The sequence below is a fragment of the Chitinophaga filiformis genome, from assembly GCF_900102545.1.
GTDB classification, from domain to species: domain Bacteria; phylum Bacteroidota; class Bacteroidia; order Chitinophagales; family Chitinophagaceae; genus Chitinophaga; species Chitinophaga filiformis.
Genome location: NZ_FNBN01000002.1, coordinates 421,137 through 447,641, shown reverse-complemented (window position 1 = coordinate 447,641; position 26,505 = coordinate 421,137). Strand labels below are relative to the sequence as shown.

The 26,505-nt window shown below is 46.1% G+C and carries 18 protein-coding genes; 17 read left to right on the top strand and 1 reads right to left on the bottom strand.

Features of this window, described 5'->3' with window-relative positions; translation table 11 throughout:
* Positions 1–13 precede the first annotated feature (13 nt).
* The 14 genes from BLR32_RS08300 to BLR32_RS08235 all read left to right on the top strand — a co-directional run bounded on the left by BLR32_RS08300 (position 14) and on the right by BLR32_RS08235 (position 22,150).
* Complete coding sequence (locus BLR32_RS08300; protein WP_089830531.1) at positions 14–1,837, top strand: glycoside hydrolase family 35 protein; 1,824 nt, start codon at positions 14–16, stop codon at positions 1,835–1,837.
* 238 nt (positions 1,838–2,075) lie between these two features.
* Entirely contained in the window at positions 2,076–2,663 is a 588-nt protein-coding gene (locus BLR32_RS08295; RefSeq protein ID WP_089830529.1) for an RNA polymerase sigma factor, read from the top strand.
* Between the two features lie 73 nt (positions 2,664–2,736).
* The gene (locus BLR32_RS08290; protein WP_089830527.1) at positions 2,737–3,942 is read left to right on the top strand and encodes a FecR family protein; all 1,206 of its coding nucleotides are present in this window, start codon (positions 2,737–2,739) and stop codon (positions 3,940–3,942) included.
* 316 nt (positions 3,943–4,258) lie between these two features.
* Positions 4,259–7,690, top strand: coding sequence for a TonB-dependent receptor (locus BLR32_RS08285; protein WP_218124164.1), 3,432 nt, complete (start codon positions 4,259–4,261; stop codon positions 7,688–7,690).
* Between the two features lie 31 nt (positions 7,691–7,721).
* A complete protein-coding gene (locus tag BLR32_RS08280; protein WP_089830525.1) occupies positions 7,722–9,398 on the top strand; it encodes a RagB/SusD family nutrient uptake outer membrane protein in 1,677 nt (558 codons plus the stop codon).
* A 140-nt stretch (positions 9,399–9,538) separates the two neighbouring features.
* Positions 9,539–11,647, top strand: a complete 2,109-nt coding sequence (locus BLR32_RS08275) for a discoidin domain-containing protein (RefSeq protein ID WP_089830523.1) — start codon at positions 9,539–9,541, stop codon at positions 11,645–11,647.
* Between the two features lie 196 nt (positions 11,648–11,843).
* On the top strand, positions 11,844–12,242 hold the full coding sequence (locus BLR32_RS08270; RefSeq protein ID WP_089830522.1) for an HYC_CC_PP family protein: 399 nt from the start codon (positions 11,844–11,846) through the stop codon (positions 12,240–12,242).
* Positions 12,243–12,421: 179 nt separating this feature from the next.
* Positions 12,422–13,711, top strand: a complete 1,290-nt coding sequence (locus tag BLR32_RS34480; RefSeq protein ID WP_089832097.1) for an efflux RND transporter permease subunit — start codon at positions 12,422–12,424, stop codon at positions 13,709–13,711.
* A gap of 2 nt (positions 13,712–13,713) precedes the next feature.
* Positions 13,714–15,648 carry an efflux RND transporter permease subunit gene (locus tag BLR32_RS34475; RefSeq protein ID WP_089830519.1) on the top strand — a complete coding sequence of 645 codons (1,935 nt, stop codon included), beginning with the start codon at positions 13,714–13,716 and terminating at the stop codon, positions 15,646–15,648.
* Complete coding sequence (locus tag BLR32_RS08255) at positions 15,632–16,885, top strand: TolC family protein (protein WP_089830513.1); 1,254 nt, start codon at positions 15,632–15,634, stop codon at positions 16,883–16,885. The genes BLR32_RS34475 and BLR32_RS08255 overlap by 17 nt, the downstream gene beginning before the upstream one ends.
* Complete coding sequence (locus BLR32_RS08250) at positions 16,863–18,176, top strand: heavy metal-binding domain-containing protein (RefSeq protein ID WP_218124163.1); 1,314 nt, start codon at positions 16,863–16,865, stop codon at positions 18,174–18,176. The genes BLR32_RS08255 and BLR32_RS08250 overlap by 23 nt, the downstream gene beginning before the upstream one ends.
* Before the next feature lie 6 nt (positions 18,177–18,182).
* Positions 18,183–19,391, top strand: coding sequence for an efflux RND transporter periplasmic adaptor subunit (locus BLR32_RS08245; protein ID WP_089830509.1), 1,209 nt, complete (start codon positions 18,183–18,185; stop codon positions 19,389–19,391).
* A gap of 50 nt (positions 19,392–19,441) precedes the next feature.
* Positions 19,442–20,014, top strand: a complete 573-nt coding sequence (locus BLR32_RS08240) for a DUF3347 domain-containing protein (RefSeq protein WP_176842206.1) — start codon at positions 19,442–19,444, stop codon at positions 20,012–20,014.
* 42 nt (positions 20,015–20,056) lie between these two features.
* Positions 20,057–22,150 (top strand): copper-translocating P-type ATPase, encoded by a 2,094-nt coding sequence (locus BLR32_RS08235; protein WP_089830505.1) that lies wholly within the window; start codon positions 20,057–20,059, stop codon positions 22,148–22,150.
* A 582-nt stretch (positions 22,151–22,732) separates the two neighbouring features.
* Here the strand turns inward: BLR32_RS08235 and BLR32_RS08225 are convergent.
* A complete protein-coding gene (locus BLR32_RS08225; RefSeq protein WP_089830501.1) occupies positions 22,733–23,383 on the bottom strand; it encodes a response regulator transcription factor in 651 nt (216 codons plus the stop codon).
* A gap of 773 nt (positions 23,384–24,156) precedes the next feature.
* Between BLR32_RS08225 and BLR32_RS08220 the strand changes: the two genes are divergently transcribed.
* The 3 genes from BLR32_RS08220 (at position 24,157) to BLR32_RS08210 (ending at position 26,500) form a co-directional block, all read left to right on the top strand.
* Entirely contained in the window at positions 24,157–24,942 is a 786-nt protein-coding gene (locus BLR32_RS08220) for a prohibitin family protein (RefSeq protein ID WP_176842205.1), read from the top strand.
* 32 nt (positions 24,943–24,974) lie between these two features.
* Positions 24,975–25,529, top strand: a complete 555-nt coding sequence (locus BLR32_RS08215; protein ID WP_089830497.1) for a YcjF family protein — start codon at positions 24,975–24,977, stop codon at positions 25,527–25,529.
* 224 nt (positions 25,530–25,753) lie between these two features.
* Positions 25,754–26,500, top strand: coding sequence for a thioesterase II family protein (locus tag BLR32_RS08210; RefSeq protein ID WP_089830495.1), 747 nt, complete (start codon positions 25,754–25,756; stop codon positions 26,498–26,500).
* The last annotated feature ends 5 nt before the right edge of the window (positions 26,501–26,505 follow it).

Below are 26,505 nucleotides of genomic sequence, written 5' to 3'. Positions count from 1 at the left end.
TAAAAGACCAAGGATGAAAAGGACTGGCTTAATTGCTTTGCTGATTGCACTGTTCAGCATGAATGCAGGTGCGCAGCAAACAGGGAAACATACGTTCGAACTGGGAGATACCGCATTCCTGCTGGATGGTAAACCCCTCCTGATGATCTCGGGCGAAATGCATTATCCCCGGGTGCCACGCGAATGCTGGCGGGAAAGGATGAAAATGGCGAAAGCCATGGGCCTGAATACCATCGGCACCTATGTATTCTGGAATGTGCATGAACCTGAAAAAGGACATTATGATTTTTCAGGTAACAATGATATTGCTGCCTTTGTGAAAACAGCGCAGGAAGAAGGATTATGGGTAGTTTTAAGACCCAGTCCCTACGTATGTGCAGAATGGGAATTTGGCGGCTATCCGTACTGGTTACAGCAGATAAAGGGATTGACTGTGCGCAGCAAAGAACCGCAATACCTGGAAGCGTACAGGAACTATATTAAGGCCGTAGGTAAACAACTGTCGCCATTACTGGTGAACCATGGCGGTAATATACTGATGGTGCAGATAGAAAATGAATACGGTTCTTATTCGAACGATAAAGACTATCTCGACATTAACCGCAAAATGTTCATAGAAGCGGGATTTGACTGCCTGCTTTATACCTGTGATCCTGAACCAGCTATTAAAGATGGTCACCTGCCAGGTCTTTTACCGGCAATCAACGGCGTAGACGATCCTGCGAAAGTAAAGAAGCTGATCAATGAAAATCATAACGGCAAAGGCCCTTATTATATAGCCGAATGGTATCCTGCCTGGTTCGACTGGTGGGGAACAAAACATCATACTGTTCCTTATGAGAAGTACCTGGGGAAACTGGATAGCGTGCTGTCTGCAGGCATTTCCATCAATATGTATATGTTCCATGGAGGAACCACCAGGGACTTCATGAATGGCGCCAATGCAAATGATCATGCGCCATATGAACCACAGATCAGCAGTTATGACTATGATGCACCACTTGATGAAGCAGGTAATGCTACAGAAAAGTTCAGGCAGTTCCGTAATGTAATCGCTAAGCATTTACCTGCCGGAACAGTACTGCCGGAAATACCTGCAGCAAGACCTGTGATAGAGATACCGGATATTCAATTTACACGCTCAACACCACTGTTTAATTTCTTGCCGGCGCCTGTCAGCAGTGTGAAACCACTCACTTTTGAAGATCTCGGACAAGCATATGGATGGGTACTATATAGTACAACTGTGACCGGTAATCAAAAGGCCTGGTTAAAGCTGAAAGAGCTGAGGGACTACTGTATTGTTATGGTAAATGGCAAGAGAGTGGGAGTGCTGGACAGAAGATCAGGGCTGGATAGCCTACAATTGCAGCTGCCTGCAGGAAAGGTGAAACTGGACCTGCTGGTAGAAAACCTGGGCCGTATCAACTTCGGTCCTTATCTGCTGACAAATAAGAAAGGTATAACAGAGCAGGTATTATTGGCAGGTAAAGAAGTAAGGAACTGGAAGATGTATAAACTGCCATTTAACAAGCTGCCGGCCGTGAAGTCACAAAAGAGTATTGGCACAAACGTACCGGCATTAAAAGAGGGCACATTTGTATTAAATACGCCGGGAGATACTTACCTGGATATGAGCAATTGGGGTAAAGGCGCTGTATGGATCAACGGTCATCACCTCGGCAGATACTGGGAGGTAGGTCCTCAGCAAACAATTTACGTTCCGGCTGAATGGCTCCGTAAAGGCACGAACAACATTGCCGTGATGGAATTGATCAAACCGGAAATGAACAAAGTATCGGGTATCACACATCCGATATTGGATGTACTGAAATAAAAAAAGGCGGGGACAAAGATGAAGTACAATGATCAGAAGAAATTAAGGAAATATGATATAGAACAGTGAACCAATGATTTCAGTAGTGTGATACTAAATTTTTAATTTATTATACTTTTATGTCTATACGACGAGGCTTTCTTATGAAGCCTCGTCGTATTTTGTAGAAGGGGAAAGGAAAAATAGCCGTCTTAAATTTATTTTGCTATGTTTGGGCAGATAAAGGCTGCGTTCAGATTTGACTACTTCCCGCTATACCGACCGTACATTGCTCCTCCGGATGGCAGCCGGAGAGGAGGACGCATTTAATCAGCTTTTTAATAACTATTGGGACAAGGTATATTCAACCGCTTTAGTACTGACAAAGTCAAACCAGATAGCCGAGGATATTGCCCAGGAGGTATTTCTCCGTATGTGGCAAAACCGTCATAAGACAGATATTATTGATAACCTCGACGGCTTCTTATTTATTACCGCCCGCAACCTGGTCTATAATAAGCTGAGCCGTCTGAAGTTGGAGGCGGCTTATACAAACTATTTGCAACATCATTTTTCCCTATCAGAGCCCGATACGGAAACAGGGACAGAGTTCCGGCAGTTACAATCTATCCTGGAAGAAGGAATGCGGCAACTTCCCCCGCAACAACAGAAAGCATTCCGCTTAAGCCGGGAAAACGGCCTGAGTCATGAAGAGATCAGCCATCAGATGGGGGTAAGCAGGGCAACTGTCAAGGACTATATCGTAAGGGCCATCGCCTTTTTAAGAAAATATCTGCAGGAGCATGCCCTGGGACTGTTTTTATTGATTCTTTCCCGTTTAAAATAATTTTTTCCTTCCGGCACTTCCTTTTGTATTCTTCGGCTGTCTTTAACAGTAGAAGGGTAAATATATTCATTGCATGACACAGGAAGAATTAAGAGAACTGATTGAGAAATATCTGACGGAAGACCTCTCACAGCAGGAGTTTCAGCTGTTATGGTCGGCGTTGGAAGAGCCCGGGAACAGAGAAATTTGGAATGAAATGATCCAAAGTGTATGGGAGAACCCCATGTACCATGGTCTTTCTGACGATCATATTAAAGAAAAAGCACTGGACAGGCTGCGGCCATTGCTGACAGAAGAGGTGATTCCCCCTATGGTCCCGGACCAGAAACCCCTTGTGAGATGGCTGGCGCGTGGAGGCGCCTGGTGGGCCGCAGCGGTCTTTGTGGTGATGTGTTGTGTCGGAGCATACCTGCTCTTTTTCCGTCAGGCACAGCCGCAACAGACCGGCAATACAGATAGTATAGCTGCTAAAAATGATGTGGCTCCTGGTAGTAATAAGGCGCTTCTAACCCTGAGTGATGGTTCAACCGTCCCATTGGATAGTGTCGGTAATCAGCTGATCCGGCAGGGAGCAACCACCATCAGACAGCATAACGGGCTGTTGCAGTATAAAGCACAGGGCGCAGAATCAGGCATCGCGTATAATACATTGACAACACCCAGGGGAGGACAGTTTAAGATCGTATTACCAGATGGTACCAAAGTCTGGCTGAATGCTGCATCTTCTATCAGGTATCCCATTGCCTTTACACAAAATGAAAGGCGGGTGACAATAAGCGGAGAAGTTTACTTCGAAGTGGCCGGCAACGCTGCAAAAACATTCATGGTCGATGTGAACGGCTCAACAGAGGTAGAAGTACTGGGAACACATTTTAATATTAATGCTTATAAAGATGAAGCAGCCATCAATACAACCCTGCTGGAGGGTAAAGTAAAGGTGAATGTGAATCAGCAGCCAGGTGTCATATTAAAACCGGGTCAGCAGGCCAGTTTAAGCACAAATGGGACATTTCAGGTGTTTAAGGATGTAGACACTGCGCAGGTCATTGCCTGGAAAGAAGGCTGGTTTCAGTTCCACCTGGCCAACCTGCCGGAAGTAATGCGCCAGGTTGCACGCTGGTATGATGTAGAAGTAAATTATAAAGGGGACATTACCGATGCCGTGTTTGAAGGAAGGATACAAAGGGACCTCAATTTAGCGCAGATGCTTAAAATTCTTGAGAAGTATCATGTGCGTTTCCACGTTGAAGGAAAAACAATCACAGTATTACCTGGTTGAACAATCCGTTAAACGTATTCATCGTTGCCGTTATACCCGCTCATCATGGAACAGGCAAGGAGGGCTGAATCAGACTGTCATGTGTCACTGCAGCCATATTGTTTAACAACTTAAAAACGTAACTATCGACAAGAAACAACTGACCAAAATCAATGTCCGCTTATAAAAGCCGGAACCCGATCGCCATCGGGCCCGGCAAAGGGCAAAAACTGTTCTGTAAACCAATTTTATCACCCAATTCCAAGTTATGAATTTAACAGCTCTATGCCAAAATAGTGTTGGCGTGCCGGGACTATTAACTAAACTTTTCAGAATCATGAAAATAGCCACATTCTTGCTACTGGTAAGTTTCATGTGTGTAAGTGCGGAAGGGATTTCACAAAAGATCACCATTTCGGCCAGGAATGTGTCGCTCATAAAAATCTTTAAGACAATTGAGCAACAGGCCGGATACGGTGTTTTCTACGATGTACGCATTTTAAAAGATTCCAAACCGGTATCTATTGATATGAAAAATGCACCTGTTGAAAAGGTGCTGCAGGAGGTGCTGAAAGACCAGCCTTTTGATTATTCCATAGAGGATAAAACAATTATCATCAGTCGCAAACTTCCTCCGCAACAATCCCCGCCTTCATTGGCAGCTCCGCCAGATACCGTTATTGCCAATCTTACAGGGTTAGTGACGGATACAGCCGGCAATCCATTGCCAGGGGCTACTGTAATGGTGAAAGGTACTAAACAGGGGGCCGTTACCAATAACGAAGGTGTATTTAACATCAGATCTGTCAGCAGGGATGCAGTGCTTATTATCAATTTTGTCGGTTACCGGTCTCGCGAGATTCCTGCAGAGGGCCGTTCCAGGCTGAGCGTGCGATTGGAATCAGACCTGCAGGCACTGAGTGATGTGGTAGTAGTCGGATATGGCTCCCAAAAGAAGGAAAACCTCACCGGGGCTATTGCTACCGTGGGCGCCAAAGAACTGGAAAGCCGTCCGCTGGTCAACCTCGCCCAGGGCCTTCAGGGGCTGGTTCCCAACCTGAACATCAACCTGAATAATGGTAAGCCCGGTACCGGTGCCAATTTCAATATCAGGGGTATTACTTCCATCAATTCCGGCAACGAGAACCTGGGCGGTCCCCTGGTAATGGTAGATGGTGTGCAGATGGATCCAAACCTGATCAACCCCGGAGATGTAGAAAGCGTTACGGTGCTGAAAGATGCTGCTTCTGCAGCCATTTACGGTAGCCGGGGCGCTTATGGTGTCATATTGATCACAACAAAAAGCGGGAAGAAGAACAGTGCGCTGAATCTGAACTATTCAGGTGCTTATACGCTCACCCGACCCACCCGTTTGCCGAAATATCTCAACTCAGTTGACTATATCGCTATGCATAGGGAGGCAGACAGGAACGGACAGATCTCAGGTGGTTCCACCGCTTCTTTCCCTTTCACTGAAACGGACTCTATCATGGCGGCAAAGTATTTTGCAGATCCTGCAAATAATCAGTCAGGATATCCTGATCCCGGTAATCCTTCCAAATACCGTTATGTGGGCAATACAGACTGGGTAAATGTATTATATCCCGACTGGACAGGACAACAGCAGCATAATCTTTCCGTTTCCGGCGGTTCAGAGAAGAGCTCATTCATCGGGTCAATAGGCTACTTTGATCAGAAAGGATTATTGAAACAGGGTAATGAAGATTATCAACGTATCAATCCAAGTCTGAGAGTGACCACCGAAGCTACTCCATGGTTAACCCTGAGCATGAAAACAACGCTGAACCATGTTTCAAACGATGCTCCTAATGCGCCCACTAATGGTAATTCCAATAGCTATATCCAGGGCGATTCCAGGCCTAATATGCCTGTTTTTAATCCTGGTGGTAAGGATTATGCGGGACAGGGCAGCTGGACGAATCCTGTGGCTGTAATGATGCAGAACGGCCGTGATAAGCTGACCGCTAATGATCTCTGGCTCACCGGTGGGGCTGTGCTTACACCCGTGAAGAATGTAACGCTGAACGCTGACTATACATATAACAGTTACTCGGGTTTTGAGCAGAAAGTGCAAAAGCAGTTCCCGGAATATGGTGTGAATCATGCCTTCCTAAACTATTATCCATGGACATATCCTGACGCCACAACAGAGATCAGCTATAATAATAACTACAATGCACTGAACCTGTTTGCCAACTATGAGAATACGTTCAACAAGTCGCATTATTTTAAACTGATCGTTGGTTACAACCAGGAAAAGAGGCATATCAAAACCGTGAATATCAGAGCACAGAACCTCATAGATCCGGGTACCCCTTCTGTTGGCTTAAATGATGATCCAAAACCGGGTGTGGGCAGCGATGAATTTGAATGGGCATTGAATGGGCTGCTGTACAGGATGAACTATATCTTCAAAAATAAATACCTGCTGGAAGTAGACGGTCGTTATGATGGTACTTCTTCTTTCCCACGGGGTAAAAGATTTGTATGGTCGCCTTCTGTTTCTGCAGGCTGGCGCATCTCTGAAGAAGGCTTCTTTATGCCGCTGAAATCAGTGATCAATGACCTGAAAATACGCGCTTCTTACGGACAGCTTCCCAACCAGCTGTTTAATCCTGCAAGTCCGACAGATGCCAGTGTATATCCCTACATCGCCTTGTCGCCTACCGGTAAATCCAACTATATCTTTGGCTCACAACAGAGCATTTATGTAGGTACGCCGGGACTGGTGAGCCAGGGATTTACCTGGGAAAAAGTGACCACTAAAGATATAGGTGTGGATTATTCACTGCTCAACGAAAAACTCAACGGTACTTTCGATTGGTATATCAGGGATACAAAGGATATGTTGGTAGGTGGTCAGCCATTACCGGCAGTATTGGGCGTTACGCCACCTTTAAAGAACGCTGCTAATCTCCGTACGAAAGGCTGGGAGTTAAGTCTGACCTGGAGGGATAAGATCGGCAAAGAGTTGAAATACTCCGTAAGAGTCGGCTTGTCTGATTATACTTCCACTATCACGAAATATGATCTCAACCCCAATAAATTGTTCAACAATTTATACGTGGGACAGAAATTCGGCGAGATATGGGGTTTTGAAACAGACGGATATTTTAAAACAGATGCGGAGGGGAAAGCCGCTGATCAGTCACAGTTGAGTACTGTTACACAGCTGGCGGGCGACATAAAATATAAAGATCTGAATAAGGACGGTAAAATAAGTTACGGCGATAATACCGTGTCCAATCCCGGCGATCAGAAAGTGATCGGCAACCGTACACCCCGTTATCAATATGGTGTAACACTGTCGGCACAGTATAAACACTTTGACCTGACCATCTTTGTACAAGGGGTAGCAAAGCGTGACATCATGCCGAATGATAATGCATTCTTCGGATTCTATTCTGAGTGGAGTGTCCCATTCGAGTACATGAAAGACCACTGGACGCCTGAGAATACCAACGCCTACTTCCCGCGTTTAAGGTTTGGTGGTGGCAGTAACTTTCAGACGCAGACCAAATACCTGCAGAGTGCTGCTTATTGCCGCTTAAAGAATCTCTCTATTGGGTATACGATCCCTGAGGATGCTATCAGGGCAACCAAAATAAGGAACCTGAGAGTGTATGTAACCGGGCAGAACTTATTTGAAATTACAAGCCTGTTTAAAGCTTACGATCCGGAAATAATCGGGTTCGGTACTTATCCACTGAGTCGCGCGGTTTCATTTGGTGTACAGGTAGGTTTATAATACAGGGATCTCTAAGACTAAATGTTTTATTATGAAAAACAAACGCTTCATTAACTATATTATCGTCGTTACGGCGCTGTTGCTGGCGGCCTGTAACAAACAGCTGGATCTTTATCCCAAAGATGCATTGAGCGAACCGACTTTCTTCAAGAACGCCAATGACCTAAAGCTGTACTGTAACCAGTTTTATCAGAACCTGCCTGTTCAGAATTCTTGCTGGTCGGAAAAGAATTCGGACAACCAGGTACCGCTTGATGCAGATGATTTTCTGTATGGCTCATATGTAGTGCCTGTGAGTGGTGGTGGATGGGATTGGTGGCAGATAAGGGCCTGTAACTATTTCCTGCAGCGTTATCAGCGGGCTAATGCTGATGATGCTACGAAGAATAAATATGTTGCCGAGATCCGCTTTTTCAGAGCGCTGTTTTACTGGCAGAAAGTGAAGACCTTTGGTGATGTGCCCTGGTTGAACACCGATCTGACTGATACCTCCACCGCTTTGTTGTATGGATCCAGGATGCCGCGTAAACAGGTGATGGATTCCGTGCTGGCCGACCTGAATTTTGCGGTGGCAAACCTTCCTGACCTGAATACGGCAGACGCAGGGCGATTGCATAAATATGCTGCCTATTCCCTGATGTCGCGCATTTGTTTATGGGAAGGTACTTTCAGGAAATATCATGGAACCGGCGATGAAACAGTTTATCTGAACGCAGCAGTAACTGCATCGGAAGCGGTCATGAACTCTGGTAACTATGATATCTATTCAACAGGTAACCCCACTAAAGACTACTATAATCTGTTCATCCAGGAAGATCTCAGTAATAACAAGGAGGCTATCCTGCCGGCCATATACATCCAGAATGTGTTAACCCAAAATCTTACAAGAGAACTGGGGGAAAGCTCCACGGGATTCAGCAAGAATTTTGTCCGCTCATTCCTTTGTAAAGATGGTTTGCCTACTGCATTAAGCCCTTTGTATAAGGGTGACGATTCGTTGGAAGCAGAGGCTACCAACAGGGATCCCCGTTTCAGGCAGCTGATTGCTACAAGAGGATTTGTATTGCTGAATAATGCCGATGGCACCAAGAATATATTTACGCTGCCGCAGATAGGCACGGCAACCGCACCAACAGGTTATATGATCATCAAAGCGCTGTCGCCCGACCCTGCACAATGGAATGCCGGACAGTCTACATTGGACCTGTTCATTTTCAGGTATGCAGAAATATTGCTGAATGAAGCAGAAGCGAAAGCAGAGCTGGGGCAATGCACGCAAACTGTTTTAGATAATACTGTCAACAAAATACGTGACAGGGTAGGCATGGCGCATATGGATATTGCGACCCTGGTAAAAGACCCGGAATCTGATTTCCCCGCGCTGCCTGTGCTGATAGATGAGATCCGGAGGGAAAGAAGGATCGAACTGGCGGCAGATGGTTTCCGTTTTGATGATATCATGCGCTGGAAGGCAGGTGAGCTGATTCAGAATCCTGAAACTATCCTGGGGATGAAACTGACGCCTGCTGTAAGGGCGCAATACCCTGCCAGCCAGGTGAGTGGCGTACAGGTGGATGCCAATAATTATATCAGGTTGTATACAAGCATCACATCCCGTGTATGGAAAGATAAAATGTATTTGTATCCCATCCCTACACAGGAGTTGACGCTGAATCAGAAATTATTGCCACAAAACCCCGGCTGGTAGTAAATTATACCAGTGCCTGCGGGCGGGGCAGGTAAGGAGGTACCTTTCCGCCCGCAGGTACCTTTAATGAAAAGATTTAACAGGTATAGATATATTAACAGGTCTCAATCAATCATGCAAAATAAAACGAATGTTATCCGATGAAGAGAGTCTTTTTATTGACGGTATTGTTTAGTGTACAGGTATTAACCTGGGGACAATCCGCTCCCAAACCCTATGGTGCGTTGCCAACAGCTGCTCAGCTGAAATGGCATGAAATGGAGATGTACTGCCTGATCCATTTCGGTGTCAACACCTACCTCGATCACGAATGGGGATATGGGGATGAAGATCCCGGACTGGTGAATCCCACACAGTTTAATGCGAAACAGATCGTAGGCGCCGCTAAAGCAGGCGGTTTTAAGGGCATTATTGTAGTGGCCAAACACCACGATGGTTTATGTCTCTGGCCTACCAAAACAACGCCTCACAACATTTCCAAAAGCAAGTGGAAGAATGGTAAGGGAGATATCATCAAAGAATACCAGCTGGCCTGTGAACAACTTGGGCTGAAGCTGGGCCTCTATTGTTCTCCGTGGGACAGGAATAATCCTGAATATGGAAGGCCTGCCTACCTGGAGATCTATCGTAATCAGTTAAAAGAATTATACAGCAACTACGGTCCGTTGTTCTCCTCATGGCATGACGGCGCTAATGGTGGTAACGGCTATTATGGAGGCGCCAATGAAACAAGAAATATTGACCGTACTACTTATTATGATTGGGATAATACCTGGGCTATTACAAGGAAGATGCAACCAGGTGCTGTATTATTTGGAGATGTAGGACCGGACGTGCGCTGGGTAGGGAATGAGGAAGGACATGCAGGTAAAACCTGCTGGGCTACTTATACGCCGCAGGCACCTGACCCGGGTAGAAAGCCCGCCAATGGTTACGCAAAAACAGAACTGGCAACAGAAGGTACACGCAACGGTATGTATTGGATGCCGGCGGAATGTGATGTACCCTTACGGCCGGGATGGTTCTATCATGCGTCTCAGAATCCACAGGTAAAAACTCCCTCCGAGTTGCTGGACCTGTATTATGAAAGCGTAGGCCGTGGGACTGGTCTGGACCTTGGATTATCTCCCGATCAGCGTGGACTGCTAAATACTGCTGATGTAGCCTCCCTGAAAGGCTTCGGTGATCTGTTGCGTCAGACCTTTGCGATTAATCTGGCAAAGGGAGCGCAATTAAAGGCCAGCAACATTCGCGGGAATAACAAGGCCAGTTTTGGTCCGCAGTTCCTGCTGGACAATGACCGGTATTCATACTGGGCTACAGACGACAGTGTAACAACTCCTACATTGGAGCTCAACCTTGGTGGTAAGAAAACATTCAACGTCATCCGTCTCCGTGAGAACATTAAACTGGGCCAACGCATCGATGCTGTGGCAGTGGATGCTTTTGAAAATGGTGAATGGAAGGAAATTGCCACCGCCACCAGTATAGGATCCAACAGGTTGATACGTCTGGAAGAAAATATCACAACAGATAAAGTAAGGTTACGTATCACCGGTGCACCGGTATGTATTGCGTTGAGCGATTTCGGTCTTTATAAAGAGCCTGTGCATATTAAAGCGCCTGTTATCAGCAGAGAGAAGTCTGGTATGGTTACAATCATTTCAGATGCATCCGGGCAGCCTGTTTATTATACACTGGATGGCTCAGAACCATCAGCCAGATCTTTGGTATATAAAGGACCGTTTTTATTTGCTGATGGTGGAACTATCAAAGCAAGGATTATGGACAAACAGATATCCGGAGATATCAGTACCAGGATATTCGGCATAGGTAAAAAGGGTTGGAAGATAGTGGAAGCGCCGGAAGGCAGCCATGCAGATAATGTCATTGACGAAGATGAAAACACCAACTGGAGTACCCTCACTCCTGAACTGTCTGGTAAACTGCCGGTGGATGTAACAATAGATATGGGTGAGGAAAGGTCTATCAAGGCATTCACGTATCTCCCGAGACAGGATAAAAAGAATGAGGGGCTGATCGGCCGTTACGCTTTCTACGTCAGTAATAATGATAAGGACTGGGAAAAGGCAAGAGAGGGTGACTTTCATAACATTGAAGCCAATCCGGTTCAGCAGTTGTTGTTACTGCCCAAAACACTGAAAGCGCGGTATTTCAGATTTTCTGCGTTGCACATTAATACAGGGAAGGGCGTATCCGTAGCTGAATTAGGAATCATTTCAAGATGATGGTTGTCTTTTAACCAAAAATCCTATCTACCTACACCATTGATCGTGACCGGATACAAGGTTCCCGCTTAATGATGTAGGTAGATAAGTTTAAACGACATGTTATGAATACCTTATAACATTTTCTCATAATAATATAAACCCAGCCCAAAATTATATAACACATTCTCCGATATTACGACTACTTTTGCCCTAGATGAAAAAGCTACTCACACTCATCCTGGCCATTCTTTACATGGTTTCCGCTACCGGGGCTACCTTCCACATGCATTATTGCATGGGAAAGCTGGTAGAAGTGAAGCTATGGCATAAGGAAGGCCAGAAATGCAGTAAGTGTGGCGCAGAACCCAAATCAGCATGCGCAAAGAAATGCTGTAAGGATGAGCATAAAACAATTAAGCTGGAGAAAGACCAGAAGGCTACTGAAAATATCCTTCCTTTTATACAGTTGCCCGCTATTTTCCTCCCGGTTACTTATTTCGAACAGCCGGAGATGTATGCTGCTTCCCTGTTGGAAGAGTTTCCGGTCTGCAACGCTCCGCCACGAAGTAGCAAAGTACATACACATATATTGAACTGCACCTTCCGTATCTGATAACCCATCAGGCGTACATTTATTATACCTCCTTTTTTAGGTACGCCCACTATCTCCACATATAATTTATTGATATCAGGCATAATGCTGTGCGATTATAACGCGCTGTAATGACGCCTGCCGGTATTAACGGTCAGCATATGCAAACATCTGCGCATATGCCCCTGAAACAAACCTGTATGGTACATAGAATAATAGAATGGTCCTTACGCAACCGGTTCATCGTGTTGTTGATGGCAGCAGGCTTGTTTGCCTGGGGAATCTTCGCGGTAAAGAAGAACCCCATCGATGCCATCCCTGATCTCTCGGAAAACCAGGTGATTGTCTTTACTGAATGGATGGGCCGTGGTCCGCAATTGATAGAAGATCAGATCACTTATCCGCTGGTGACGAACCTGCAAGGCTTGCCGCGGATCAAATACGTACGTGGTACCTCCATGTTCGGCATGAGTTTCATCTACGTGATATTCAACGACGATGTCGATATCTACTGGGCAAGGGAAAGGGTGCTCGAAAGATTAAGCACCGTTACCCGTTCTCTACCCACTGGTGTAACACCCCAGTTAGGTCCTGACGGCACCGGCGTCGGACATATACTTTGGTATACGCTAGATGCCCCCGAAATGGACCTGGGAGAACAGCGCGCCCTGCAGGACTGGTATGTAAAATTCGCCTTACAGAATGTGGAAGGCGTTAGTGAAATTGCCTCCTTCGGTGGATTTCAGAAACAGTACCAGATCACGGTAGATCCTAACAAACTGTTGTACTACCGCCTGTCGGTAGCAGAAGTAATCAACGCGGTACGCACAAACAACAATGAATCCGGTGGCCGTAAGTTTGAGCTCAGCGACATCGGCTATATTATTAAAACATCCGGCTACCTGAAATCAGTAGCGGAGATAGAGAATATTCCTGTTAAAGTCCAGAACAGCATCCCCATCAGGGTAGCAGACGTTGCCACGGTGCAGATGACCGGCGAGACACGCCTCGGCATATTCGACCAGGATGGCCAGGGAGAACGTGTGGGTGGCATTGTGGTAATGCGCTACGGCGAGAATGCGGACGCTGTCATTGACAAGGTAAAAGAGAAGATGAAAGAAGTCGCCAAAGGTTTTCCGCAAGGCGTGAAGTTCGACATCATTTACGACAGGGGGGCGCTGATCAAAGAATCAGTGGATTCCATCAAACGTACGCTGATCGAAGAAATGATCGTTGTATCAGTAGTGGTGATCATCTTCCTTTTCCACTGGCGCAGCGCACTAAGCATCATCATACAGATCCCCATCACACTGGCTGCCAGTTTCATCCTGCTGAATGCTTTCGGTATTTCTTCCAATATCATGTCGTTGACAGGTATTGCGTTGGCTATCGGTGTGATAGTCGACAATGGGATCATTATGAGTGAGAACGCCTACAAACACCTGGCAGAAAGATATGCAGGCTGGCAGGAACAACAAAAAAGTAAATAAACATGAGCTGGTTCAAGAATAAATTCAAAAGATCGCCTGAATGGATCACGGAGGAAGAGCGCTTAAAGGTGATAGAACAGTCAAGCAAACAGGTATCCCGTGGGGTATTCTTTGCGACGATCATCATTATCACGTCTTTTTTACCTGTCTTTATGCTGACAGGTCAGGAGGGAAAACTCTTCCATCCACTGGCTTTTACAAAGACATTTATCATGATCGTGGATGCCCTGCTGGTCATCACACTGGCGCCGGTACTCATCTCTTTTTTTATGAAGGGAAAGTTCAGGTCCGACCATGATAATCCGGTGAACAGAATATTGGAGCGGATATATGAACCGATCATCAATACGGTCCTGAAATGGCGTAAAACGACGATCGCTATCAATGTGATCGCACTCGTGATCACCATTCCTTTACTAAAAAGCCTGGGTAGCGAATTCATGCCCCCACTGGACGAACAGAGTATCCTCTTCATGCCGGTTACATTACCTGATATTTCCAATGCAGAAGCGAAACGTATTCTGCAGGTACAGGACAGGATTATCAAGTCTGTACCGGAAGTAGATAAGGTACTGGGCAAAGCTGGACGTGCCAGTACCGCTACCGACAATTCGCCTATCAGCATGATAGAAACCATCATTATGCTGAAGCCGAAATCACAATGGCGGACCGGAAAAACGAAGAAAGACATCATCAACGAACTGGATGCCAAACTACAGATACCCGGTGTGGTGAACGGCTGGACACAGCCCATCATTAACCGCATCAACATGCTGGCCACTGGTATCCGGACGGATGTAGGTGTGAAGATATACGGACAGCAGCTCGACACTATTGCAGTGGTATCAGAGCGGGTAAAGAAGGCGCTGGAAGGAACACCTGGTATCATGGATCTTTATGTAGAACCAGTTACCGGCGGAAAATATCTCAGCATCGATGTAAGAAGAGCAGACCTGGCCCGTTATGGCCTTAGCGTAGACGATGTAAATCAGACAGTGGAAACGGCGTTGGGGGGCGCTCCTGTGGGCAATACCATAGAAGGCCGTCAAAGGTTCTCTATCAGCGTACGTCTGGCGCAGGATTACCGCAATAGTGTGGAACGTATCAAACGTATTCCCATGATGTCTGCTACTATGGGCGAAGTGCCTCTATCGTCGGTTGCAGATGTGCAATTTACCGATGGTCCTCCTATGATCTCTTCTGAGAATGCTATGCTGCGCGGTGCAGTACTATTTAACGTGCGTGGCCGTGACCTGGGTAGTACGGTAAAAGATGCCATTCATAAAATGAGTGAAGCCAAAGGCATATTGCCTGCCGGTTATTACCTGGAATGGAGCGGACAATATGAAAACCTGATCCGCGGTCAGCAAACGCTGATGTGGATTGCGCCTATTGTATTACTGATCATTTTCTTTTCCCTCTATTTTGCCTTCAGATCTGTCAGAGAGGCTTTCCTTAGCCTGATCACCGTGCCTTTTGCACTGATCGGTGGTGCGTATATGATCTATTTCTGGGGAGTGAACCTCTCTGTGGCAGTTGCCGTGGGCTTTATCGCATTGTTTGGTATAGCCGTAGAAACAGGGATCGTGATGGTGATCTACCTCAATGATGCCATGCAGCAACTGATAAAAGAGAAAGGCAATTCTTCAGAGACGATCACAAAGGAAGATCTCCGGCAACATGTGATATATGGCGCCGCCAAACGTTTGCGTCCCAAACTGATGACGGTATGTGTATCACTGTTTGGTCTTGTACCTGTGTTGTGGGCTACCGGCGTAGGAACCGATGTGATGAAACCTATCGTACTGCCGATGATCGGTGGCGTGCTCACATCCTCCACGCATATATTGCTGGTGACGCCGCTGATCTTTTTAATGACGAAAGAATATGAATTACGCAAGTACGGAAAACTAGAGATCCATGAAGTACATCACTAAATATATCATATATCTGCTGTTATGGCTTCCCGCCGCAGTGTCTGCACAACAGGCGCCGGTACTGACGCTGGACAGTATTATACAAAGGGTTGACAGGAATAACGTATTGCTGCAATCCTACGGACTAAAAGCCGAAAGCTACAAGTATAGCGCCGATGCTGCCACTGCCTGGATGGCGCCGATGGTCGGAGTGGGCACATACATGACGCCTTATCCCGGACAAACCGTTATGGAGGACAGGGATAAAGGAAGCCTGATGCTGCAACTGGAACAGGACATTCCTAATCCGGCGAAACTCAATGCAAAGAAACGTTATATCGCCTCACAGGGCAATATTGAACTGGCTACAAGAGATATTACCCTGAATGATTTTAAAGCAAGGGCAAAGTTGCTTTACTACAATTGGCTGATTGCGAAGCAGCGCATTACAGTATTGCAGGAAACAGAGAAGATCATGCAGACGATGAAGAAGATCGAGGAAGTCAGGTATCCCTACAATCAATCGCAGCTAAGCGGTGTATATCGCGCCAATGCAAAGATTGAAGATAACCGGAACATGATCCGTATGAAGGAAGGTACGATTGCCAAAGCAAGGTCCTGGCTCAATAGTCTCATGAATGCACCAGGCAATCAGTCCTTTGAAATAGATACTACTTACGAGCCGCGTTTTATGCAGGCCGCCTCTTATGATACAAGTAGCTTATCCGGTGTAAGGAAAGATATCGTCAGGATGGATGCCAGCATTCAATCCATGCAGCTGAATATTGAGAGCATGAAGCATGAGAAGAAACCAGATTTCAGGATACGGTTCGATCATATGTCTCCTTTAGGCGAAATGATGCCTAAATCTTACAGCGTGATGGGGATGGTCAGCATACCTATTGCTCCCTGGGCATCGAAGATGTACAAGTCTGGCGTAAAAGCCATGCAATACAACGTGCAGGCAATGGAAAAGGAACGCTCAGCTATGCTGCAGGAAACGCAGGGCATGTTGTACGGCATGCAGTACGAAATACAGACCATGCAGCAACGTATTGCCACCATGGAAGGAAAGGTGATCCCTGCCTTGCAACAAACGCTGGATGCCAATTTCCTGAACTACCAGGAGAACAAACTGGCGCTGAGTAATGTGATCGATTCCTGGGAGGCGCTTGCCATGATGCAGTCCAGCGTGCTGGATGAAAAATTAAAACTCTACGAAATGATAGTGGATTATGAGAAACAGCTATATCGTTAGTATCATACTGGGCCTGTCTTTTATCCTGTTTGGCATGACGGCCTGCAAAAGCAAAACAGGTAAGGAAAAACATGCAGGTCATACACAGCATCAGCTGTACACTTGTCCCATGCATCCGCAGATAGTGAGAGATCAACCGGGACAATGCCCCATATGCGGCATGGACGTGGTGCTGAAAGACGCTAATAAAGAACTGGTAGTTGATAGTAATATTACCGGGCTAACCAAACCAGTAAATGAGCATGTCATCGCCAGCATTTCTGCGATTGCTGCTGAACGTGGTACCCGTATTTATACCTCGGAAGTGAACGGTGTTATCACTTATGATACCCGTCATCAGACAAGTATTGCCAGCAGGGTTGGCGGACGCGTGGAGAGGTTATTGATAAAGTACAACTATCAGCCGGTAAGGAAAGGACAATTGATTATGGAGATCTATTCACCCGACCTCGCTGCTGCACAAAGAGAGTTGTTATATGTAGCGAAGAATAGTCCGGAGATGCTCTCTGCTGCGAAACAACGTTTACAGCTGCTGGGTATGCAACCTGCACAAATTACACAGGTACTGCAATCAGGCAATGTATTGTACCGTGTGCCGGTATATAGTAACAGCGACGGTTATATCCTGGAGAAGACTGCTCAGGCACAGGCAGCTACTCCTGCCGCTGCTCCGGCAGCATCTGCTGATGATGGTATGGGAGGCGGTATGCAGGGGGGAGGACCGGCACCTGTTGCTGGTAGTCCAGCTCCGGTAGCGTCACCCGTATTGTTTCGGGAGGGGCAGTATGTAAATGCCGGTCAATCTTTATTCACCATTTATCAGTCCTCGGGGCTGGTGGCAGAATTTGCTTTCCCGCCTCAGCTGGCTGCCCGCATAAAGAAGGGCCAGAAATTGCTGTTTTACCCCGCTAACAACATGAAGGCAATGCAACCTGGCAATATCGGCCTGATAGAACCTGTTTTCCGTAACGGACAAAACTTTACGCTGGCCAGAATATATCTGCAGGATAATCAGCTGCAGGTAGGAGAATTGCTCACTGCGAATATTCCTGTGATATATACCGGCGGCTGGTGGCTACCTAAAAAGGCGGTATGGCAATTGGGGAATAGGTCTGTAGTCTTTAAAAAGGAGCATAATGCTTATGTACCTATTGAGATAACAACCACTGCCGAGACAAAAGATATGATACAGGTAAGTACAGATATCAGCGATTGGAAAGTTGCTGCAAATGCATCTTACCTGGTAGACAGTGAGAGCTTTATAGAAATAAACAAGAACGTGCAACAATAGTGATATATGGAAAGAAAAAGATTCATCAAAACAGTTGCCATCGCCGCATTAATGCCAGCCTTGCTGCTGGCGGCGTGTAAGGAATCCAGTCAGCAGACGCCGGCTGCAACACAGCAGCAGACTTATACCTGTCCCATGCATCCGCAGATAGTACAAAACAAACCCGGTACCTGTCCCATCTGTGGTATGGACCTCGTACCATTTGATAAGAGTAATAAAACTGCTTCCCTGACATTAGGCGAAAGCCAGATACAATTGGCGAACATTACTACGATGACTGTAGGAAGTGCAGCCTTATCCGATTCCAAACAATTGAACGGCCGCCTGGTAACCGATCCTGAACAAACGGCAGTGATCTCCAGCAGGGTAGCCGGACGTGTAGAAACGCTGTTCATAAAGGAAACAGGGACGAAGGTAAATAAGGGGCAACCCTTATACCGCATTTACTCCGAACAACTGGCCTCCCTGCAACAGGAATACCTGCTGGCTGTTGCCCAGGTAAAACATTTCCCGGATGATGCCCGCTTTCAGCAGATAGAAAAGGCTGCCAGGCAAAAGCTGGCTTTATACGACCAGTCGGACCGGCAGATCGACCAGTTGTTACAGTCCGGCAAGACGGATCCTTATGTAACCTATCCGGCTACTGTAAGCGGGGTGGTGGCGGAATTGTCTGTATCAGAAGGCCAGTACGTGGCTGAAGGCGGCGCTGTAATGCGACTGGAAGGATATAGCCAGTTATGGGTGGAAGCCGATGTCTATCCGGCAGAAGCAGCCGCTGTTCGCGTAGGGCAATCGGTGAAAGTAGTGGTTGCCGGTTGGGAGAATGATCCTCAGACAATGACGGTCGCATTTATCAATCCCGTTTTACAGAGTGGTAGTCAGTTGATGCAGATCCGTGGTACAATCCCTAACCCCGATAATCGCTGGCAACCTGGAATACAGGCGAATATTTTCCTTCCGATGAAAAGCAGCGGAGACGTGTTAAGTCTGCCGGTAGATGCCGTGATCAGAGATGGTAAAGGTGCGCATGTGTGGATTGAAACCGCCCGGGGAAAATTTGAACCACGGAAGGTAACAACAGGCATGGAGAACTTCGACAAGGTAGCCATCAGCAACGGGTTAAAAGACGGTGATAAAGTAGTGATCACCGGTGCTTACCTCCTGTATTCAGAATTTGTACTGAAGAAAGGCGCGGATCCTCTGGCCGGTTTATAGTATACGATAATTAAACAATGATATTAATCCATTCAATAAAAACAACACTAATGAAACAATTAATCAGAGCGGCATTACCCGTATTGGCAGTTATTTTATTTGCAGCATGCAATAATAATCCTGAAGCTGCAAAGAGCGAAAACACTACAGATAGCATGACGCATGAAGGCCATGATCACAGTCATATGAGTGAAAACAGTGCACCAGCTGCTGCCGCTGTACAGCTGAAAGATGATAAGCTGAATGCTGTGTACCAGCACTATGTACATCTGACCACAGCCCTCATCAATGGAGATGAAGCATCCGCAAAGATTGCCAGCAATGCCATTGAAGCCGGTGCAGCAACTGTTGACGGTGGTAATGCATTAGGTACATCAGCAGCAAAGATCACTGCTGCGAAAGATATTGAAGCACAAAGAATAGCATACGCAGATCTCAGCAACAATTTTATTTCACTGGTGAAGAAATCTGGCCTGAACAGTGGCGCGTTGTATGTTGACTATTGCCCGATGGCAATGGAAAGCAAGGGCGCTTACTGGTTAAGTGCTAATGAAGAAGTGAAGAACCCATATTTCGGAGAAAAGATGATGACCTGCGGCGAAGTAAAGGAAACACTGAAATAGTATAACGATCATTGAAATCCTGTCACTTAAAAAATCTATCGTATGGAACACAAGCATGAACATCATGGACACCAACACGAGCCGCAGCATCCCGCGCCGGTTCATCAGCATGATCACAACAGTAATGAACATACACCTACATCCGGTAAAGGGCATGAACATCACAAGGAGCATGACAGCAAAGGAGGTCATGATGAGCATGCGGGGCACCATACGATGGATTTCCTTAAGCGTTTCTGGTTATGTATTGCCCTGACTGTCCCGGTGCTGTTATTGTCCCATATGATCCAGATGTGGCTGGGCCTTGAGATCTCTTTTCTTGGTGATAGTTATTTACTGCTGGCTTTGAGCAGCTTTATTTACTTCTACGGAGGATGGCCTTTCCTTGTTGGCATGATACGGGAGCTGAAATGGAAGAACCCCGGTATGATGACGCTGGTAGCGGTGGCTATCAGTACCGCTTACATTTATAGTGTAGCGGTAGTATTGGGCCTCCGTGGTATGGACTTCTTCTGGGAATTGGCTACACTGATCGACATTATGCTACTGGGACACTGGCTGGAAATGAAATCGCAGATGGCTGCTTCCAGGGCGCTCGAGTCGCTGGTGGAACTGCTTCCTGCTATTGTGCATGTAGAGCGTAACGGACAGGTATCAGATATTCCGCTGAAAGACCTGCAACATGATGATATCATTCTCATTAAACCCGGAGAAAAGATACCTGCGGATGGAACTATACTTGATGGGAGCTCCAATGTAAACGAGAGCATGCTGACCGGGGAAAGTGTACCTGTTAAAAAAGGAAAGGACGATAAAGTGATCGGTGGTGCTGTAAACGGAGACGGCGCTTTAAAGGTGCAGGTGACAGGTACGGGTGGCGATAGCTATCTGAACAAAGTGATCAACATGGTACAGTCAGCCCAGGGCGCAAAATCCAATACACAGAACCTGGCCAACAAAGTAGCAAAGTGGCTGACTATTATTTCAATCAGTGTGGGTATTATCACTTTCATCGTCTGGCTAATCAAAGGCAACGAATTGTCTTTTGCACTGGAAAGGATGGTAACGGTAATGGTCACTTCATGTCCGCATGCACTGGGTGTGGCCATCCCATTAGTAGTAGCTATTTCCACTTCACTATCCGCTATGCATGGATTGCTGATCCGTAACCGGACTGCTTTTGAGAACGCCCGGAAACTGACTACGATCATCTTTGATAAAACAGGAACCTTAACGAGAGGCTCACATGAAGTACAGAAAGTCATCCCTCTGAATGATCAGTTTTCTGCGGATGATATCCTACGTTATGCCGCTGCCGTACAACAGAATTCAGAACATCATATCGCCCATGGCGTCATGAAAAAGCTGAAAGAACGGCAGCTGGAATTATGGCCATCCACTGCTTTCACATATATGCAGGGAATGGGCGTTAGGGGCACTGTAAACGGCAAAAACGTAATAGCGGCAGGCCCTAACTATTTCAGGCAGGAAAACAGCCAAATGCCTGCCATTCCCGCTGAAATTGATCAATCCACCGATACAGTGAACTTTATATTGATTGACGATGCCCCTGCTGGTATCATCACCCTGGCCGATAGCATCCGTGAAACCGCGGCTGAGGCCATTGCTGATCTCAAAGCCATGGGTATCCGCTCCTTCCTGCTAACGGGCGACAATGAACAAGTTGCTGCTGCCGTGGCCGGTAAACTGCAGATGGATGGCTATCTGGCTAATGTGCTGCCTCACGAAAAGCAAAGCAAGGTGAAAGAATTCCAGGACAAAGGTGAGATCGTTGCCATGACCGGTGATGGCGTAAACGATGCTCCCGCACTTGCCCAGGCCGATGTCGGCATTGCCGTCGGTTCCGGAACCGATGTAGCGGCTGAGACTGCAGACATTATCCTGGTGAACTCCGATCCTAAAGACGTGGTGCAGATGATCGCCTTTGGAAGAGCTACCTACCGGAAAATGGTCCAGAACCTGGTATGGGCTGTCGGTTACAACGTTATTGCCATCCCGCTGGCTGCGGGTATCCTCTATCCTGCATTTATGCTTAGTCCCGCAATGGGCGCCGTACTAATGAGTTTGAGCACCATTGTTGTCGCCATTAACGCGAAGCTGCTGCGAGTGAAATAATCTCCTCATTAAACCAATATGTCAAAGAACGCTTTGCCTGTCTGCACAATGTCCTGATTCATTGGACAATGTTAGGAAGGATTTCAAAACGGTTCAAAAAAAACTATACGAGACGCCGAAAATCGATCATGAGACCCCCAAAACGCGAAATAAAAGCGTGTGAGCTTTGTGAGGCAAAGTGAAAAAGGCGGAAATATTTACTTCAATAGGTTCGGGATTCGTTACAATCGGCTTTGAGATAACCTAATCCTCCCTTCATGCTCCCTTCAAAAGGGAAGATGAAGGGAGGATTAGGTTATCTCAAAGGAATCTCAAACGAATATCAAGCGAATCTTGTCTTAATCCGGATTTGGATGGAACCATGGGAAACCCCCATTTCCGATTCCCAACCGGAAAACGTAATGGGGTTTCAACCCCGGGTAACAAAATACGCCGCTACCCCGGGGAAACGGAATTCCCCGGGGAACCCACAAACTATTCCCAACCCATTGAATAAACAACGGGTCGTCACAGTTATTACGACAATATATGATATGGAAACGTTTAACTATAGCAGAACAGCGTCTGACAGGCAATCCTCCCTCAATGAAAATACATCTTAAACAACTCCGTCTTCGTCTTGATATCCAGCTTAAGAAAAATATTCTTCATATGATACTGAATCGTATTTAAACTCAGGTGCAGCGTCGCTGCAACTTCTTTATAAGACATTCCCTCCAGGACCATATCTATGATCTCCTGCTCTTTTCTCGTCAACTGATCTTTCTTAACCGGTTTATCACCCCGGTTACGGAAAAGCATATACCGGAAGATCTGCTGGCTCATAGCAGGTTGTCCGTATTCAAGCATATGGATCATCTTATGCTCCATGCTGTCGAAGTTCTCGGTTTTCATGAGGTAACCATCTGCCCCCTGGTCGAACGCCATCTGGATGATATGTTTATTCTCTTCTTTTGTGAGCAATACCACCTGCATTTCGGGCTTTAATTCTTTAAACTCTTTTATTTCTTCCATGCCTTCTGCGTCTGCTGCCTGTGTACTGAGTAAGAGCATGTCAGGGTTGAGGGACGGATGATTGTATAATATCCTGAATGCATTGGAGGTGCTATTGGTGTTGAGGCAGGTGGAAAAATGGCTGTTTTGAGAGATGTGTAAAATAAGGTCGTCACTGAATTGAGCATCTTCTTCAATGATACCGATCTGGTATTTGCGATTCAGATTAATTGATAACATTGGTTTTTTGGATTTTGGTTCATTGGGAAATGGATAAAATATATTTAGCTAGTCTACAGGAAGAGATTAGAAACAACAGAACATTCACATTATTTATGCTTATGAAATAGGGAGCGAGGCGTAGTATGCCTGACCTGTCTTGAACATCACGGATATAAAATTATGGACTTCCCGCTGAATTGAGGTGTATTCAAAATTCGGATTGGTTGTTAAATATACATTGTTCTACAATAAGAAATTCATAGACTACACTTTTATGTGGTAAATAATAGCGATAATAGCACGAATTTTATTTAAACGAATATCAGTAAAATTTAGATAAAACAAGAAATGAAATATCACTACTCGTGTATAAGCCACAATTCCACTGTTGAGTATGATAGATCCTGATTCCCTTAAAGGACAACCTACCTGGTTGTCTTCATTGTTTGGGAACGTTTAAAAGAAATGTCCTGAAGCATCACGGTACAGCCGTGATGGCCATTCTGCTATACGTGTGTATGTCATGTGCCGGGAAATAAAATCATAAACCGTATTGATAATATGATAAAACCCATTAATGATACTAAATGAAAACATCTATTTGGTCCCTTCACTTACCATCAGTCATTTACATGTATTTCATTGGCTAACCAGTTAAATAGTCTTGCAGAGGGCAGGTTATGAAAAAATCTTTTACCCGGACCGAGAGGAATGAAATCTTAAGAAGAACGGCTATTGTAACACTGGTGCTTCTTTTTTTTATTGTGTTTTTTCATAAACGGATCTTCATAGTGATCAAATCGGGTGAGGCAGGCGTTTTATATACCATGGGAAATGGTACCGATATAAAGAGGTCATATGGCGAAGGCCTGCATATCATTAGTCCGTTTAACACAATGACCGTTTACGATGTCAGGACACAAAAGCTCACTTTCAGTCAGTCTATTATCAGTAAGAATGGTCTTAAGATCGAATTGAACTACGCTGTTTTGTTCAAGCCGGACCGGAATTTTCTTCCGCTGCTGCATCAGCAGGTGGGAGCTGATTATAAGAACACGCTGATAGCGCCCTGTGTGCAAGCCAAAGTCAGGAAAGATATAGGCGCACTTACGCCGGAAGATATCTATATGACAGAAAGAAGTGTGATAGAGAAGAATGAAATAGATAGTCTGCGGAAGATCCTGGTCAACAACAAAGTCATTATAGAGGGATATTTCATTTCAAGTGTAGTCCTGCCTGATTCCGTGAACAAGGCGATTACAGCTGTGTATGCGCGGCAGCAACAGAGTGAGGAATATGATTACCGGCTGGCGGTGGAGCGGAAGGAACGGCAGCGTAAGATCATAGAGGCACAAGGTATCAGGGATTTCAGTACGATCCTGAATGTGGCGCCTGCTCAATGGAGGGCGCTGGATGTAACACAAAGACTGGCTATGTCGCCGAACTCGAAGATGATCATCATGGGTAATAATGCAAGCGGACTGCCGATTATCATGGGCGATCAGTTTACAACGGTACCCACTGCCACTTCGCAAAATGCGCCGCCTCAAAATCAAAGGAGAAGAACACAACAATAAAGGTATTTTTCATCAAGTAAAATAAAATTAACATGGTAGAAAATCAACAAGTTGAAGTTGCCACCGCTGAGAAAGCAGATGCAAGGGCAATTATCAAAAAGCATGTATTGATATCCATGGGTGTAGGGGCTGTTCCTATTCCAATGGTGGATGTGGCAGCCGTTACCGGTGTACAGCTTTCTATGATCAGTAAACTGGCGAAGGCACATGGTGTTCAGTTTGCAGAAGATCTGGGTAAGTCACTGCTGGCATCACTGGTAGGAGGTGTAGGTAGCAAAGCATTGGTAACAGGCTTCATCGGAAGTGCGATCAAAGCTATTCCGGTTGTAGGATCTGCCATCGGCGCTGTTACATTCCCTGCATTTGCCGGCGCTACTACCTACGCAGTTGGAAAGGTGTTTGACAGACACTTTGCTGAAGGAGGTACCATGCTCGATTTCAAACCTGCAGCTGTAAAAGATTATTTTTCAGATGAACTGGATAAAGGAAAAGAAGTAGTTACTAACATCACCAAAACAGTCAAGAAACCTTTTACGAGAGGAAAATCCGTCCGGGATACTGATCTGCCGGAGTCTGAAACAATATAACCGACCCGATTATGTTCAGTATCTTATTTAGCCCCTTATTTATCGGCTGGATAATTCTTTCAGTGGTCTGCGGAATAGTCGGCGCCCGTTCGCGTACCGGCTTCTGGGGATCATTTTGTCTGGCCCTTATCCTGACCCCTGTTGTAGTACTCGTAGTGCTTTACCTTTTTCAGCCGATAAATAAGGGCAAATAAATTTCACATACTACAAACAACATTAAAGCGATGCGTATCAACGGCGTACAGCTTTTTATTTTCCCCCACGCGGGCGGAAGCGAGGTTTCCTATGTTCCTGTTGAGAAAGCACTGCTGCCGGAAACGGTGGCATCTGCGATCTGTTATGCCGGAAGAGGCAGAAGGATACGTGAGCCTTTTCAGAAAGACATGAATGCCATGGCAATGGATTGTATGAGCATTGTGCGCGAGAAAAGGAAAGCCGGACTCCCGCTGGTATTCCTCGGTCATAGCCTGGGTGCGCTCATTGCCTTCGAAACGATGAACTATATGCGGCGTTATGACATGGAGTTGCCGGAACTGGTGTTCTTTTCCGGCAGAAAAGGGCCCGCGGTTGCAGAGAAGAAGAACAGGTCTTTATTGTCTGATAGAGAACTGCTGGCCCATCTCGCGATCATGGGAGGCATTCCGGATTCATTCCTTGAGCATCCCGACTTCCTCTCTTTTTATCTTCCGATCATCCGGAACGATCTTCGTCTGAATGACACTTACTGCTATCAGCAGCAGGAACCGTTTGATATACCCTTCGTTGTGATGAACGGAGTAGAGGACGAGCATGTAGGCACAGAGCCGGCGCTTACCTGGAAAGAACATACCCGGGCTGCCTGTTACGAGGAATGGCTGGAAGGTAACCATTTCTATTTTTCGGATACCGCCGTTTTCTGCCAGACACTTTCCAGGTACTTTAGTATGCATTTCCCGCATTTGCAGCTGCCCCGCTTTAAAGAGTTTATTTAACCCGT